The organism is Stappia sp. P2PMeth1, from assembly GCF_900185735.1.
Lineage (GTDB): Bacteria > Pseudomonadota > Alphaproteobacteria > Rhizobiales > Stappiaceae > Stappia.
This window is the reverse complement of sequence record NZ_FYAW01000017.1, coordinates 35,307-50,513: the sequence shown is the minus strand read 5'-3', so window position 1 is coordinate 50,513 and position 15,207 is coordinate 35,307. Positions and strand designations below refer to the sequence as shown.

Annotated in this window: 11 protein-coding genes, 1 pseudogene and 1 riboswitch; of the genes and pseudogenes, 3 read left to right on the top strand and 9 right to left on the bottom strand. The window is 64.8% G+C overall.

What is annotated here, in order from left to right; all coding sequences use genetic code 11:
- Window positions 1-151 precede the first annotated feature (151 nt).
- The gene (gene iolG, locus P2PM1_RS09225; RefSeq protein ID WP_186398843.1) at window positions 152-1,150 is read left to right on the top strand and encodes an inositol 2-dehydrogenase; all 999 of its coding nucleotides are present in this window, start codon (window positions 152-154) and stop codon (window positions 1,148-1,150) included.
- Window positions 1,151-1,236: 86 nt separating this feature from the next.
- On the opposite strand, the gene ileS is transcribed toward iolG, so the two are convergent.
- The 6 genes and pseudogenes from ileS to P2PM1_RS09190 form a co-directional block, all read right to left on the bottom strand.
- Window positions 1,237-4,374 carry an isoleucine--tRNA ligase gene (ileS, locus tag P2PM1_RS09220; RefSeq protein WP_186398842.1) on the bottom strand — a complete coding sequence of 1,046 codons (3,138 nt, stop codon included), beginning with the start codon at window positions 4,372-4,374 and terminating at the stop codon, window positions 1,237-1,239.
- A gap of 143 nt (window positions 4,375-4,517) precedes the next feature.
- Window positions 4,518-5,843: a nucleotide sugar dehydrogenase gene (locus P2PM1_RS09215; RefSeq protein WP_186398841.1), complete on the bottom strand. Its 1,326-nt coding sequence runs from the start codon at window positions 5,841-5,843 to the stop codon at window positions 4,518-4,520.
- Window positions 5,844-5,929: 86 nt separating this feature from the next.
- Window positions 5,930-6,328 (bottom strand): annotated as a pseudogene (locus P2PM1_RS25240) (hydroxyethylthiazole kinase); the annotation flags it as partial.
- 3 nt (window positions 6,329-6,331) lie between these two features.
- A complete protein-coding gene (gene thiC / locus P2PM1_RS09200) occupies window positions 6,332-8,137 on the bottom strand; it encodes a phosphomethylpyrimidine synthase ThiC (protein WP_186398840.1) in 1,806 nt (601 codons plus the stop codon).
- 87 nt (window positions 8,138-8,224) lie between these two features.
- A riboswitch (TPP riboswitch) is annotated at window positions 8,225-8,345 on the bottom strand.
- A 488-nt stretch (window positions 8,346-8,833) separates the two neighbouring features.
- Window positions 8,834-9,196, bottom strand: a complete 363-nt coding sequence (locus P2PM1_RS25795) for an invasion associated locus B family protein (protein ID WP_186399062.1) — start codon at window positions 9,194-9,196, stop codon at window positions 8,834-8,836.
- 27 nt (window positions 9,197-9,223) lie between these two features.
- A complete protein-coding gene (locus P2PM1_RS09190) occupies window positions 9,224-9,601 on the bottom strand; it encodes an autotransporter outer membrane beta-barrel domain-containing protein (RefSeq protein WP_186399061.1) in 378 nt (125 codons plus the stop codon).
- Here P2PM1_RS09190 and P2PM1_RS09185 point away from each other — a divergent pair.
- Window positions 9,594-10,178 carry a type IV toxin-antitoxin system AbiEi family antitoxin gene (locus tag P2PM1_RS09185; protein WP_186398839.1) on the top strand — a complete coding sequence of 195 codons (585 nt, stop codon included), beginning with the start codon at window positions 9,594-9,596 and terminating at the stop codon, window positions 10,176-10,178. The two genes, P2PM1_RS09190 and P2PM1_RS09185, sit on opposite strands and share 8 nt — an antisense overlap.
- Entirely contained in the window at window positions 10,175-10,531 is a 357-nt protein-coding gene (locus tag P2PM1_RS09180) for a nucleotidyl transferase AbiEii/AbiGii toxin family protein (protein WP_186398838.1), read from the top strand. The genes P2PM1_RS09185 and P2PM1_RS09180 overlap by 4 nt, the downstream gene beginning before the upstream one ends.
- 370 nt (window positions 10,532-10,901) lie before the next feature.
- Here the strand turns inward: P2PM1_RS09180 and P2PM1_RS09175 are convergent, their stop codons facing one another.
- The 3 genes from P2PM1_RS09175 to P2PM1_RS09165 all read right to left on the bottom strand — a co-directional run bounded on the left by P2PM1_RS09175 (window position 10,902) and on the right by P2PM1_RS09165 (window position 15,117).
- The gene (locus tag P2PM1_RS09175; protein WP_208985231.1) at window positions 10,902-12,038 is read right to left on the bottom strand and encodes an AGE family epimerase/isomerase; all 1,137 of its coding nucleotides are present in this window, start codon (window positions 12,036-12,038) and stop codon (window positions 10,902-10,904) included.
- Between the two features lie 103 nt (window positions 12,039-12,141).
- Window positions 12,142-13,638 (bottom strand): phosphomannomutase/phosphoglucomutase, encoded by a 1,497-nt coding sequence (locus tag P2PM1_RS09170; protein ID WP_186398836.1) that lies wholly within the window; start codon window positions 13,636-13,638, stop codon window positions 12,142-12,144.
- Window positions 13,639-13,698: 60 nt separating this feature from the next.
- A complete protein-coding gene (locus P2PM1_RS09165) occupies window positions 13,699-15,117 on the bottom strand; it encodes a mannose-1-phosphate guanylyltransferase/mannose-6-phosphate isomerase (protein WP_186398835.1) in 1,419 nt (472 codons plus the stop codon).
- Window positions 15,118-15,207: the final 90 nt, after the last annotated feature.

Genomic DNA, 15,207 nt, shown 5'->3' with positions numbered 1-15,207 from the left:
CTGCGACAGCGTCGCACCTGCGGGACGGCAAAAACCGGTGCGTAACGCCCGGATCTCACCCGCCACCGGCCTGCGCGATCTTGCATCAATGAAACGCAAATTCTATGATCGCGTCAATATGGAATAAACATTCCCTGAAAGGAGGGGAGCCTTGCTGTCTGTAGCAGTCATCGGCGCGGGGCGGATCGGCCAGATCCACGCCGCCAACCTGGCCGCGCGCGCGGCGCAGACCAACGACGTCCGGCTCGCCGGCATCTGCGATGCGATGGAGGTCGCCGCCGCGACCCTTGCAACGCGCCTCGGCGCGCCGGTGATCTCGCTGGACGAGGCGCTGGAGGGCACGGGCTCGAACGCGGTGCTGATCGCCTCGCCGACCGACACGCACTCGGATTTCATCGAGCGCGCAGCAAAGGCCGGCAAGGCGATCTTCTGCGAAAAGCCGATCGACATGTCGGCGCAGCGCATCGAAGGCGTGCTTGCGGTGGTGGAGGCGGCCGGCGTGCCGCTGTTCATCGGCTTCAACCGCCGCTTCGACCCGAATTTCGCCTCCCTGCGCGCCCGCATCGCGGAAGGGCGCATCGGCGAGGTCGAGCTGGTGACGATCCTGTCGCGCGACCCCTCCCCGCCGCCGGTCTCCTATATCGAGCGCTCCGGCGGCCTGTTCCGCGACATGATGATCCACGATTTCGACATGGCGCGCTTCCTGCTCGCCGACGAGCCGGTCGAGGTTCACGCGGTCGGCTCCGCCCTTGTCGACCCTGAGATCGGCAAGGCGGGCGATGTCGACACCGCCGCCGTACTGCTGAAGACCGCGCGCGGCAGGATCTGCCAGATCTCCAACTCGCGCCGCGCCACCTATGGCTACGACCAGCGGGTGGAGGTGCACGGCTCGCTCGGCCTGCTGCGCGCCGGCAACCAGCACGAGACGACGGTGGAACTGGCGACCGCGTCGGGCTTCACCGCCGACCCGGTGCAGAACTTCTTCCTGGAGCGCTACGCGCAGGCCTACCGGCTGCAGCTTGCCGCCTTCATCGACTGCGCGCGCGGCACCACCGCCCCCTCGCCCAGCGGGTATGACGGGCTGATGGCACAGCGGCTCGCCGATGCGGCGACGCTCTCGGCACAGAGCGGCCAGCCGGTTCGGCTGTAAGCACTGCTTTATCGCAAAACGAAAGGGGCGGAGCGACCTGCCAGTCGCTCCGCCCTTCTTCATTTGCAATCCCGACGTGCCGGCGGTCAGGCCTCCGCCTTGACGATCTCGATGGCGATCTCGCTGCCGCCGACCTCATGGGCGGCGCGGAAGGCGCCGTCCAGCGCGCCGCCGATGGTCAGCTCCAGCGCCAGCGTGTCCTGGGCGATGCGGGCGCGGTGCTCCTCCACCGCCTGGACCAGCGCCTCCGGCAGCACCAGGTTGAGCCGGATGCGGTCGGTCACCTGCAGCCCGCCGTCCTTGCGGGTCTGCTGGATAAGGCGCACCACGTCGCGGGCATAACCCTCGCGCTCCAGCTCCGGATAGATCCGCGTGTCCATCACCACCACGCCGCGGCTGGCATCGAAGAGGCCGGTGTCGGAGCCTTCCGGCGCCATGACGCGCATGGTGTAGTCTTCCGGCGGCAGTTCGACGCCGGCCAGCTCGACGATGCCGTCGGGCCGCAGCGTCCAGTTGCCGGTCTTGGAGGCGGTCATCACCTCCTTCATCTTCTGGCCCAGGCGCTTGCCGATCTGCGGCTTGACCACCAGGCTGTGCTCGCCGACCGACAGCGGGTCGGCCTCCAGCACCAGCTCCTTGACGTTGACCTCGTCGGCGATGAGCTGCGAATAGGAGCGCAGGTCCTCGATGTCCGCATGGGCGACGGTCAGCGTCTTCAGCGGCAGGCGGGCGCGCAGGCGCTTGGCCTCGCGCAGCGACATCACCGAGTTGCAGACGTCGCGGATAAGGTCCATCCGGCGCACGAGGTCCGGATCGCTCGGCATCCTGCCCGCCTCCGGCCAGTCGGCCAGGTGCACGGACAATTCGCCCGTCAGGCCCTTGTAGATGCGCTCGGTGACGAAGGGCATCATCGGCGCCAGCACGCGCATCAGGTGCGTCAGCACCGTGTAGAGCGTGTCGAGCGCGTCGCGCTTGTCGTCGTTGAGATCCTCACCCCAGAAGCGCGACCGCGAGCGGCGGATGTACCAGTTGTTGAGCGCGTCGATATAGCCCGGCACATGCGAATAGGCGGCGGGGATATCGTAGGCGTCGAGCGAGCCCTCGATCTGCTCGATCAGCTCGCGGGTCTTGGCGAGGATATAGCGGTCCAGGAGGCCCTTCTGGTCGAAACGGACCTGTGCCTGGTACTGGTCGGCATTGGCATAGAGCGTGAAGAAGTAATAGGCGCTCCAGATCGGGATGATCGCCTGACGCAGCGCCTGGGCGATGCCGCGCCCGTCCTTGGCCACCGCCAGGTCGCCGCCGACCAGCAGCGGCGAGGACAGCATGTACCAGCGCAGCGCGTCGGCGCCGTAGGTGTTGAAGACGCCGACCGGGTCGGGATAGTTCTGCAGCCGCTTGGACAGCTTCTGCTTGTTCTCGTCCAGCACCACGCCGTGGCACACCGCGTTGCGGAACGGCGCACGGTCGAAGATCGCCGTCGACAGAACCATAAGCGTGTAGAACCAGCCGCGGGTCTGGGCGACATATTCGACGATGAAGTCGGCCGGGAAGTTCCGCTCGAAATGCTCCTTGTTCTCAAATGGATAGTGCTGCTGGGCGAAGGGCATCGAGCCGGAATCGAACCACACGTCCAGCACTTCCGGCACGCGGCGCATCATCGCCTTGCCGGTCGGGTCGTCCGGGTTCGGCCGCACCAGCTCGTCGATCATCGGCCGGTGCAGGTTGTCCACCTTGACGCCGAAATCGCGCTCCAGCTCCTCCAGCGAACCGTAGACATCCATGCGCGGATGGTTCGGGTCGTCGCTCACCCAGACCGGGATCGGGCAGCCCCAGAAGCGGTTGCGCGAGATGTTCCAGTCGCGGGCATTCTCCAGCCACTTGCCGAACTGGCCGTCGCGCACATGCGCGGGGATCCAGTCGATCTGCTGGTTGAGCTCGACCATCCGGTCCTTGAACTGCGACACCGCGACATACCAGGCGTCGATCGCCTTGTAGATCAGCGGCGTGTCGGTGCGCCAGCAATGGGGATAGTCGTGCAGATAGGTCTCGTGGCGATAGACGGTATCGCCGCGCGCCTTGAGGTCGCGGATGATGTCCTTATTCGCCTCGATGACGTTCTGGCCGGCATAGTCGGCGACCTCGGCGGTGAAGTTGCCGGCCTCGTCGACCGGCACCACCAGGGGGATGCCGCGCTCGCGGGCGAGCTCGAAGTCGTCCTCGCCGAAGCCCGGCGCGATATGCACGCAGCCCGTGCCGTCGCCGGCCTCGACGAAGCCGGCGGCAAGCACCGCGAAGGCGTTCTCCGTGCCCTTGAAATAGGGGAAGAGCGGCTCGTAGGCGGTGCCGGCGAGCTCCGCGCCCTTGAGCGTACCGACCGTCTGCCACTCGCCGAACTCGCGCTCGTAGCGCTCCAGCGCCGCCTCGGCGAGGATCACCCGCACGCCGTCCTTTTCCAGGATCGCGTAGTCGAGATCCGGCGAGACGGCCAGCGCCAGGTTCGACGGCAGGGTCCAGGGCGTCGTCGTCCAGGCGAGCAGGCGCGTCGGCACGGCGGCGAAGCGCTCGCTCTTGAGCAGGAAGCCGACGGTCAGCGCCGGGTCCTGGCGCTCGCGATAGGAGTTGTCGAGGCGCGTCTCGAAGTTCGACAGCGGCGTCTGCACGGCCCAGGAATAGGGCACGACGCGGTAGCCGCGATAGACCAGCCCCTTGTCCCAGAGTTGCTTGAAGCCCCAGATCACGCTCTCCATGAAGGAGAGGTTCATGGTCTTGTAATCGTTCTCGAAATCGACCCAGCGGCCCTGGCGCTCGACATAGTAGCGCCACTCGTTGGTGAAGCGCATGACCGAGACCGAGCAGTGCTCGTTGAACTTGCCGATGCCGTAGTCGAGGATCTCGTTGCGGCCCGAGATGCCGAGTTCCTTCTCCGAGGTCAGCTCCGCCGGCAGGCCGTGGCAGTCCCAGCCGAAGCGCCGCTCGACGCAGTCGCCGCGCATGGTGCGGTAACGCGGGATCAGATCCTTGACGAAGCCGGTGGCCAGATGCCCGTAATGCGGCAAGCCGTTGGCGAAGGGAGGGCCGTCGTAAAAGATGTATTCGCCCGCCCCGTCCTGGTTGCGGCGGTTCTCCACCGAAATCTCGAAAATCCGGTTTTCCTGCCAGAACTTGAGGATGTCTTCCTCGAGCTTGGGAAAATTGGGATTCGGATCGATGGCTTCGTACATCACAGATGTCCCGTTCTGATTTGGTCGCCGGGCGAGGAACCGCAGAGCCGCCCGCAACATGTCGTTGCGTGGGTTAGCCGACCGGCGGGGAAAATACAATCGTCACGGCCGGCATGGCGGGCATGCCGGCGTCTGGCATGGCCTCAGGCGCGCGTCACTTTCGGCTCGCTCGCCGGGTAGCGGCCGCGCGTGTCGACCACCAGCTTCGCCCTGTCGAGGATCATCGCGTAGTCGAAGGCATCGTGATCGGTGGCGATGACGACGGCATCCTGGCGCGCGATGGTTTCGGCATCCACCTCGACGGATGCGAAGGCATGGCCGCTTTCCAGCGAAAGCTGCGGCACGAAGGGGTCGGCATAGGAGAGTTCCCCTCCCCGCGCGACGATCCGCTCCATCACCATCAGGCTCGGCGACTCGCGGATGTCGTCGATGTTCTTCTTGAAGGCGGCGCCGAGCACCAGCACCCTGGCGCCGTTGAGCGCCTTGCGGTGGCCGTTCAGCGCGTCCATCAGCTTCTCGACGATGAAGTCCGGCATGTAGCGGTTGATCTCGCCGGCAAGCTCGATGAAGCGGGTGTGCAGGCCGTATTCGCGCGCCTTCCAGGTCAGGTAGAACGGATCGACCGGAATGCAGTGGCCGCCGACGCCGGGGCCGGGATAGAAGGCGGTGAAGCCGAAGGGCTTGGTGGCGGCGGCGCGGATGACCTCGAAGATGTCGATGCCCATGCGGTCGGCCAGCGTCTTCATCTCGTTGACGAGGCCGATATTGACCGCCCGGTGGATGTTCTCCAGCAGCTTGGTCATCTCGGCAACGCGGGTCGAGGAGACCGGCACGAGCTGGTCGACGGCCGAGCCATAGAGCGCCTCGGCCGCGGCAAGGCAGGCGGGGGTGACGCCGCTCACCACCTTGGGGATTTCGCGGATGCCGTAGCGGGCATTGCCGGGGTCCTCGCGTTCGGGCGAGTAGACGACGAAGATGTCTTGGCCGACCACCAGATCCTCGCGCGCCATCGCCGGCAGCATGTCGTCCTCGGTGGTGCCGGGATAGGTGGTCGATTCCAGCGCGACGACCTGGCCGGGCCGCAGGTGCGGGCGGATGGCGCGGGCGGCATCGAGGATATAGCCGATATCCGGATCGTGGAAGCGGCCGAGCGGCGTCGGCACGCAGATGATCAGCGCGTCGCAATCGGCCGCGCGCGCGAAGTCCGTCGTCGCCTCGAAGGGGCCGGCGAACCGCACCTCCTCGCGCCGATTGCCGACATAGCGGGGAAAGCCGCGATCCGCGTTGAGCCTTGCGACCTTCACCGGATCGACGTCGAAGCCGACGATGGGGTGGCCGATCTGCGAAAAGCGCAAGGCGAGCGGCAGGCCGACATAGCCGAGGCCGATGACGCCGATGACGGCGGAGCGGTCGGCAAGGCGGGCGCACAGGCTGGCAAGGGCGTCGGAAGGGGCGGTGTCCGCGGCCATGATCGGATCTCGGTCGGTTCGATGAAAGAGAAACGGCATGCGGAGGAGGGTCCGCATGCCGTTTCGTGTGGCACAGGCTTTAAGGCGCGGCAAGCCCCGGCGACGAGCGCGATGATTTCCGAAACATTGCCGCAAATGATGATCGGGCGCAGGGCGAGCAGTTCTGCAATGGCCTTCCGGCGTGGCGCCGTGGCGAAATGGGCAACGGGATCGACGACCCACGGCCTGCCAGCACCGGTGGCTCCCTTCGCGGCCGTCTTCACGCCGGCGATCCAGGGCGACGACAGCGTGCCGATATTGATGGTTACCGCGCCAGCGATCGCGGCGAACTAACCGGCTTCTTTTCTCGCATGGACCATGGCCGCTGAAGCGCCGGCGGCAAGCAGCACGTCAGCGCCGACGTTCATCGCCACATAGTTGGTGATGCACTGGACGCGCGGTGCGGTGTCTCGCATGCTGTTGAACAGGATGGACGGTGCGGTCATCGCTCAAAGCTCCTCTTTGACGGGCATGTAGAGGTCGCCACCCTTGCGGTATTTCTCCGCCATTGCCGCCATGCCCTCCTTCTGCGCCTCGGCGCGGATGTCGTGGCTGATGCGCATGGAGCAGAATTTCGGGCCGCACATGGAACAGAAATGCGCCACCTTGTGCGCTTCCTTCGGCAGCGTCTGGTCGTGGAAGCTCCGCGCGGTCTCAGGATCGAGCGAGAGGTTGAACTGGTCCTCCCAGCGGAACTCGAAGCGCGCCCGGCTGAGCGCGTCGTCCCTTACCTTCGCTGCCGGGTGACCCTTGGCGAGGTCGGCGGCATGCGCGGCGATCTTATAGGTGATAACACCGGTCTTGACGTCGTCGCGGTCAGGCAGGCCGAGATGCTCCTTCGGCGTGACGTAGCAGAGCATGGCCGTGCCGAACCAGCCAATCATCGCCGCGCCTATGCCGGAGGTGATGTGGTCGTAACCGGGCGCGATGTCGGTGGTCAGCGGTCCGAGGGTGTAGAAGGGCGCCTCACCGCACACTTCCAACTGCCGATCCATGTTCTCCTTGATCTTGTGCATCGGCACATGGCCGGGTCCCTCGATCATCACCTGGCAGTCGTGTTTCCAGGCGACCTGCGTCAGCTCGCCCAGCGTCGCTAGCTCGGCGAACTGCGCGGCATCGTTAGCGTCGGCGATGGAGCCGGGGCGTAGACCGTCGCCCAGCGAGAAGGACACGTCATAGGCGCGGCAGATATCGCAGATTTCCTCGAAGTGCTCGTAAAGGAAGCTCTCCTTGTGGTGGTGCAGGCACCACTTGGCCATGATCGAGCCGCCTCTACTGACGATGCCGGTGACGCGATCGACGGTGAGCGGGACGTAGTGCAACCTGACACCGGCGTGGATTGTGAAATAGTCGACGCCCTGTTCAGCCTGCTCGATCAGCGTGTCGCGGTAGACTTCCCAAGACAGGTCTTCGGCTACGCCTCCTACCTTTTCCAGAGCCTGATAGATCGGCACAGTGCCGATGGGCACCGGCGAATTGCGGATAATCCATTCGCGAATGTTGTGGATGTTGCGGCCGGTCGACAGGTCCATCACCGTATCGGCACCCCAACGGATCGCCCAGACCATCTTCTCAACTTCCTCAGCCATCGACGAAGTGACGGCGGAGTTGCCGATATTGGCGTTGATCTTGACCAGGAAGTTGCGGCCGATGGCCATCGGCTCAACTTCCGGATGATTGATGTTGGCCGGAATAATTGCGCGGCCTTTTGCGATCTCGTCGCGCACGAACTCCGGCGTCACGAAATCGGGAATGGCAGCGCCGAAGCTCTCGCCATCGCGGTCCAGCGCAGCGCGTGCCTGCTCGCGGCCAAGGTTCTCACGAATGGCGACGAACTCCATCTCCGGCGTTACGATCCCGGCGCGAGCATAGGCGAGTTGGGTGACGGCTCTGCCGTTTTTCGCGCGGAGCGGGCTGTGGCTGGCTGGAAACTCTGGCGTCAGCCGATCGGCTGAGACAAAGCCGTTATCCGCCGGTCCGACAGTCCGCCCATCATAGGAGACGACGTCGCCGCGTGCGACGATCCAGTCTTTGCGCAACCGTGGCAAGCCACTCTCGATGGCGATTCTGGCAGCCGGATCGGTATAGGCGCCCGATGAATCATAGACCGTCACGGGTGGCTCGCCGGCGCTTGGATGCAAGGTGATCTCGCGCATCGGCACGCGGATTTCAGGATGCAGCATGCCGGGCCTGAAGATCTTGGCGGAGGCCGGCAATGGTCCGGTGGTGACGGTTGGGGTTGAAATGGATGTCATGGTCGAGGCTCCTCGCTTCCCAAGCAATGGAGACCCAGCTCTGACGGGAAGGAGAAAGGAGCCCTTGGGATAGATTGATCGCGCGACCGAAAGGCATCCGCACCGTCCCTACGCCAGTGTGAACTGGATCAGGTTCATAGGGTCCCTGCGCTGCTTGTGCGGCTCAGCAGTATCTCAGCCCCTTGTCGGGACACCCCTGGTGAAGCGCTGAAAATGCTAGCTGTCGCCTGTGATGTCAATCTTTTGCAGGCAATCTTCCTCCAATTGAGTTTTGGGGTGGATTCCTGCCTGACCGCTTCTGGACCGTGGAGTTGGGAAAGCGGCCATTCAGGTGACCGCCGCAAATCGACTGCAACGGTCCCCCAAGTCGGCCGTTCGGACAGACTTTGACTTTGCCAAAAAAAGCAAACGTCTTGCAGGCGCGACAGGATGGTCGAAAGAGAAACGTCACGGGTCACTACCGCTCGGGGAGCAGGATCGGGCGGGCGGCCTCTGGAATGAGCACACCGGGAAGCTGCCGTACAATACAGATTTGGCGCCGCCTATCAGGACCCGAGCTCGGTGACCCGATCGAGCGCCGAAGTGAACCCCGACAATGAGATCGAGAAGGCCACCTCCTGGGCGCTGTCGCTGTGATACGCAGCGACGTGCCCACCCTGAGCGCCGTCACCGTTGCGGCGTCGAACGCCGGCGGCACTACACAATCGGCCGGCAGGCAGGTCGAGAAGCGGCGCTCGGGCAGCGCCGCTTCTCGTCTATGGCGAGTCGCACCCCGGCGTCGAGCCGAAGCCCGAATGGAAGGACGAGAACGCCTTCCGCCGCCGCGCCGTTCTCGACGGCGGCAATCTGAACTGAAAGCACGCGCTGGCGGTTCTCGCCACTCACTTGTGTCTGTGTGATGGCGCAGCGCGCGACGCCGTCACGCGTGGCGCAGGCGACCGTCCAGTCGCCATGCGTCTCGTTGAGCGAGGTGTGGCGCCGCCGGAAAACCCCTGCGCGGCAGCCACGCCGGCGCTGCCCATGAAGAGGGCTAGAGCGAGGCCGGGGATGGTACCGAATACTCTTCGCGCGTTCCCCATTCCGCCCTCAGAATTTCACGTTGAGCCCGAGGTTCGCGGTGTGGTTCTGCTGGCTGTCGGAGAACAGCCCGCCGTAGCTGGCGCGGATGGTCAGGTCCTCGGTCGCCTCGAAGCTGACGCCCGCGCCGAGGCGGAAGCGGTCGCGGCCGGCGTCGGGGCCGTTCACCGTGAACCCGGTCGGGCTGCCGGCGAAGGCGTGCTCCCACACCGCACGGCCATCGAACGTCAACCGTCCGCTCTCGGTCAGGACAACATGCTGGACGGCAAAGCCGAGGCCGGTGTCGAGACGCGTCCAGTTCTCCGAGGCTCCGGTGAGATTGAGCGCGCCGGCTCCCGTCTCAGTGAAGCCGCCATGCCCGGACCAGCCCGCATCGAGCGTGAACAGCGGCGAGAGCCGCTTCTATTATGTGGGCCTTCTCAAGGCGGCGGAAATCCACGGTGCAACGCACCAAGCCGTCATGGAACATCAGGCGCTCAGCGACAAGCAGCTTCCTCGACTGTCCGCAGGGCGCTCGACCGTCGCTTTCTATTTCCGCAAAGACATGGAGGCGGTTACCGAAGGCATAGTGGAGCACAAGACGGATGCAGGCTACATCAAGATGCCCGGGCCCGAACTGACGGCGCTTGACTTGTTGCGCTACCCCCATGCTGCGGGCGGCATTGACCACATCGCAACCCTCCTCACCGATCTCGGCGCCAAACTCAATCCGCCAACGCTGGGCTTTCTCGCCACGGCCTACGGTCGGAACGGTGTCCAGCGACTGGGTTTCCTGCTGGATTATCTTGGCTCTGATGGCGCCGCCCGCCAACTGCTGCGGATGCTGGAAAACACGACTGGCATTACCTGGACGGAACTCGATCCGCCCCCGCGCAGCACCGATCCCGATCTGGTCCACCCTGTTACCGAGAAGAACCGGCGCTGGCGCATGATCGTTCGCCGCCCTGTGGAGGTGGACGAATGATCCCGAAGATGCACATCACGGCTTGGGCAAAGCACGCGCCCTGGACAGAGCAAAGGCAGGTCGAACAGGATCTGATCATCAGCCGCGCGATCATCGACCTGTTTTCTCATCCGTTTCCTGCCAACGAATTACGGTTCAGAGGGGGCACGGCGCTCAACAAGCTGCAATTCTCGCAGCCGCTGAGATGTTCGGAAGATATAGATCTTGTCCTAACCTCCGAAGGCCCGATCAAGCCGGCGCTTGATACCGTCCGGGAAGTTCTGGAGCCCTGGTTCGGCAAACCAACTTTCAGGCAAAGTCCCGTCGCCCCGAAGCTGAATTTCAGCATAGCGGCGCCATCTGTTGCGGCGTAACAACTGGGCTACGGGCGAGTTCCGGAAGATTCAGACTCATCATCGAATCAAGACCAGCCGCAGGTACACCTAATCTGCCAGAAGCCGCGAAAACAATCGGCACCTGCAGCGTATTTCCGGTAGGTGTGGAGATCGACGATGGCGGTCCTACGCTTCCACTCCATAACATCTGCTACTGCTGTCATCGGCTGCTGCAATGGAGAGTGCCACGTCGAAGATCGGATCGCGCCCATTGCCCGGACTCCTCAGGAAAACAACCAAGTCGAAAGAACAGCGCTGTTTTTTCCAGGCGAAACTGCGTTACCAACCTCCTCATCCACCTTACGCGGCAGACCGGAAGGCTCTGAGACGAGGGTGTTGCAGTTTGATATTATGAAACCAAGTGAGCGTGGCCATCTTGTTGTCGACAAACACGATCGAGCTCAACGATGGCACAGACAATGTGGTAGAGAGAGCTTGCGGGCGCCGCTTCGTCAATGAAGCTACCATCGGCTGCAAGCCGATCACGCCAAAGGCCGCGCGGGGTGACGTCGAGATAGCGCTCGATTACCGATGCAGCCGCCAAGGCAGAGCTTATCGCCAGGCTTTCCTCCGCCGCATCGCCGTTGTTGCGGGCCGTTTCCATCATCGCCAGCGACGCCTTCAGCCATTCTGTCTGCGACCACAGGCGCGCCACCATTTGCCTCGGATGCAGATCATCACCGATCTCTAGCATGACCACGCCGCGATCCGGGCAGATGCCGTGCCTGGTCCCGGCGGCATACAGCCGCGCGGCAGCCGCGAGCGCATCCTTCCGGCCGGCGCGGCGGCCCCACCTGGTCAGAAGCCAACACCACTCGAACAGATGTCCTGGATCAACGCTACGTCCGGCTTCCCCGTCTGCAGGTCTCCAGTTCTCGTCAAAATATTCGCGAAGCACGCCGCGATCCGGATCAATGAACCGCTGCAACGCGAGATCACCGATGGAGCAGGCCATCTCTTGCCATCGAGGATCACTCGACAGTTCCGTCCAGGCCAGAGCTGCCTCAAAGAGGTGCATGTTGGGATTGGCACGCAGCGGCAGTCGACGGGGAACGTCCTCCTCGAAGCCGCCACCTGGATGACCAAACGTCTCCATCAAAAGATCGCGGAGGCGCCTAGCCTCCTCGACGGCGATCTCGCGCAGGCCAGCGACGCTGCCGGCGATGCTGGCATAGGCCAACAAGGCAAAGGCCTGGTCGTAGAGGTCGAAGGGACGCGAGCCATCCTCAGCCCGCCGGCGCAAGCTGCCATCGTCGTGGAGAAAGCAGCCGTGGAACGCGCCAAGCCCGCGGGCCGCGATGAGCGCCGCATCGCCCGGCCAGCCGAGCCGCGCTCCCTCAAGGAAGGAATAGATCTGCCGGGGCGGCACACGTGGACGCACAAGCGCCGAAGACGGCAGTGCCGTGCCGAGCGCTAGGCTTTCTGCAAAGGAGCCGGTTTTGGCGTCATATCCTGCCTCGGCCCAAAGCGGCAGAGCATCGCGCACAAGCCAATTCTTCAGCCTTTCGCGAGCTGCCCTCAGTTCGGAGGCGGTCCCCTCGGACCCTGTCCCAAGCACCACTGTACCCTCCCTGATAAACGCAGCAGCGTCAGAGCGTCTGGTTGTAGTCACCGACTTCCGGATTCTCCCGCAGGACCGCATCGACCGCCTTGAACATGGCGTGCAGCCGCTCCTCGGAAACCGGGCTTTCCACCACGACGACGAGTTCCGGCTTGTTGGACGAGGCGCGCACAAGGCCCCAGGTACCGTCCTCGGCGACGACGCGGATGCCGTTGACGGTGACGAGATCGGAAATGCCGTGGCCGGCAATCGTCTCGCCGCGCTCCTTCATCGCCGTGAAGCGCGCCACCACCCGCTCGACGACCTCGTATTTGATCTCGTCGGCGCAGTGCGGCGACATGGTCGGCGAGCCCCAGGTGCGCGGCAGCGCCCGGCGCAGATCCGCCATCGACCGGTCCGAGTTGCGGTCCAGCATGTCGAGGATGGCGATGGCCGAGACGAGACCGTCGTCGTAGCCACGGCCGATCGGCGCGTTGAAGAAATAATGGCCGGACTTCTCGAAGCCGACCAGCGCGTCCAACTGGTTGACCCGGCGCTTGATATACGAATGGCCGGTCTTCCAGTAATCGGTCACCGCGCCGTTCTGCTGCAGCACCGGATCGGTGGCGAAGAGGCCGGTCGACTTGACGTCGACGACGAAGCGGCAGCCGGGATGCAGCGCCGACAGGTCGCGGGCGAGCATCACGCCGACCTTGTCGGCAAAGATCTCCTCGCCCTCGTTGTCGACGACGCCGCAGCGGTCGCCGTCGCCGTCGAAGCCGAGCCCCACCTCGGCGCCGCTCTCCAGCACCTTGTCGCGGAGCGCATGAAGCATCTTCATGTCTTCCGGGTTGGGGTTGTAGCGCGGGAAGGTGTGGTCGAGTTCGCAGTCGAGCGGGATGACGTCGGCGCCCAGCGCCTCAAGGACACGCGGCGCGAAGGCGCCGGCCGTGCCGTTGCCGCAGGCGGCGACGACCTTGATTGGACGGGAGAGGCGCGGCCGGTTGGTCAGGTCCGCGATATACTGCTCGGGGAAGTTCTCGACGAAGCGGTAGCTGCCGGAGCCTTCGCGGAAGCTCGCCGTCAGGACGATCTCCTTCAGTCGCCCCATCTCGTCCGGGCCGAAGGTCAGCGGGCGCTCGATGCCCATCTTGACGCCGGTCCAGCCATTGTCGTTGTGCGAGGCGGTGACCATGGCGACCGCCGGCACGTCGAGGGCGAACTGCGCAAAATAGGCCATCGGCGACAGGGCAAGGCCGATGTCGTGGACGCGCACGCCGCCGGCCATCAGGCCGGTGACCAGCGCCATCTTGATCGAGGCGGAATAGCCGCGGAAATCATGGCCGACGACGATGTCGGGGCGCACGCCGCGCTCGTGCATGAGGGTCGCAATGCCCATGCCGAGGGCCTGCATCCCCATGAGGTTGATTTCCTTCTCGAACAGCCAGCGGGCATCGTATTCGCGGAAACCGGTGGCCTTCACCATGGGCCGGGATTCGTAGGCATAGGTGTTCGGCTTCAGTTCGGCGACGGGCACTGGCAGCATGTGTCTTCCTCAGGATCTGATGCGGGTCGGCATAGGCGGGACTGGAGGGCGAACCCGGACCTACTCCGGCGAGAGAGGCGCTCCCGCCTCGTCGTAACGGATAATGTCGTCGTCGCCTATATAGGCGCCCGACTGGATTTCTATGACACGCGCCGGCACCCGGCCCGGATTGGCGAGGCGATGGCGGGCGCCGACCGGAACGTAAGCCGACTGGTTCTCGGTCATCAACCGTGTCTCGCCGTCGATCTCGACGGCAAGCGTGCCGGAGACCACCACCCAGTGCTCGGCCCGGTTGACATGGCTTTGCCGGGACATGCTCTCGCCCGGCTTGATCTCGATTTCCTGCACCTGGAAGCGGCCACCGACGGCGATCTCCTCGCGCCAGCCCCAGGGCCGGTACAGGCGGCGATGCTCGCGCGTTTCGCGGCGCCCTTCCGCCTGCAATCCTTCGACCACGGACTTGACGTCCTGGGCATGGGCCTTGTCGGCGACGAGGACGGCGTCCTTGGTCGCAACCACCATGACGTGGTCGAGGCCGATCACCGAGACCAGCGCGCCGTCGCTGACGACGAGATTGTCCCGTGCCTTCACGAAACGCGCCTCGCCCAGAACGCTGTTGCCGTCATCGGATTTCTCGAAAGCCTCCCATACCGCAGACCAGGAACCCAGATCGCTCCAGCCCGGTTCCATCGGCACACAGGAAATCCGCTCCGACTTCTCCATGATCGCATAGTCGATGGAGATGTTCGGCACCTTGGAGAAGAGCCCCGCATCGAGGCGCAGGAAGTCGAGGTCGCGGGTCGCCGCGCCCAGCGCCTCGCGCACCCGGTCAAGGACCTCGGGCGCGTGGCGCGCGAACTCCTCCAGCATGGCGCGGGCGGAGAACAGGAAGATGCCGGCGTTCCAGACATAGGTTCCGGCATCAAGAAACGCGCGGGCGCGCGCAAGGTCCGGCTTCTCGACAAAGGCCTCGACGGCACATGGCCCCTCGCCCGCCTCCGCCAGCCGGATATAGCCATAGCCGGTGTTGGGCTCGGACGGCTTGATCCCGAAGGTGACGATGCGCCCGGCACGGGCGGCCGGAAGCGCGCGCTCGACGGCGGCGGCAAAGGCGTCCGTATCGCGCAGCAGATGGTCGGAGGGCGCCAGCAGCACAAGCGCGTCCGGGTCGCGCGCCTGCGCCAACAGCGCGGCGATGGCGGCGGGCGCTGCCGTATTGCGGCCGACCGGCTCCAGCACGATGGCTGCCTCATCGGCGGGGGCGCGGGCCTCGGCCATCTGCTCGCCGACAAGGAAGCGGTGCTCGGAATTGGCGATGACGATGGGAGCGGCGAAGGCAGGGCCGGCGAAGCGCTTCAGCGTCTTCTGAAACAGGCTCTCGCCATCGAAGATCGGAAGGAACTGCTTGGGACGGGCGGAGCGCGACAGCGGCCAGAGCCGCGAACCGGAGCCACCGGACAGGATGCAGGGAATGATCACGCGAGGTCTTTCGTCGCCAGGGTCTGCCGCACCGTGCGGAGGAGGTTCCCCTCTTTTGCCAAATCCCGGACTGACAGGAGGTTAACCCGA

Coding starts and splice junctions, on each gene's coding strand:
- thiC (WP_186398840.1), bottom strand. CDS start 8,137: ATGACATCCATTTCAACCCCAACCGTCACCACCGGACCATTGCCGGCC.
- ileS (WP_186398842.1), bottom strand. CDS start 4,374: ATGTACGAAGCCATCGATCCGAATCCCAATTTTCCCAAGCTCGAGGAA.
- P2PM1_RS09170 (WP_186398836.1), bottom strand. CDS start 13,638: ATGCTGCCAGTGCCCGTCGCCGAACTGAAGCCGAACACCTATGCCTAC.
- P2PM1_RS09180 (WP_186398838.1), top strand. CDS start 10,175: ATGATCCCGAAGATGCACATCACGGCTTGGGCAAAGCACGCGCCCTGG.
- P2PM1_RS09215 (WP_186398841.1), bottom strand. CDS start 5,843: ATGGCCGCGGACACCGCCCCTTCCGACGCCCTTGCCAGCCTGTGCGCC.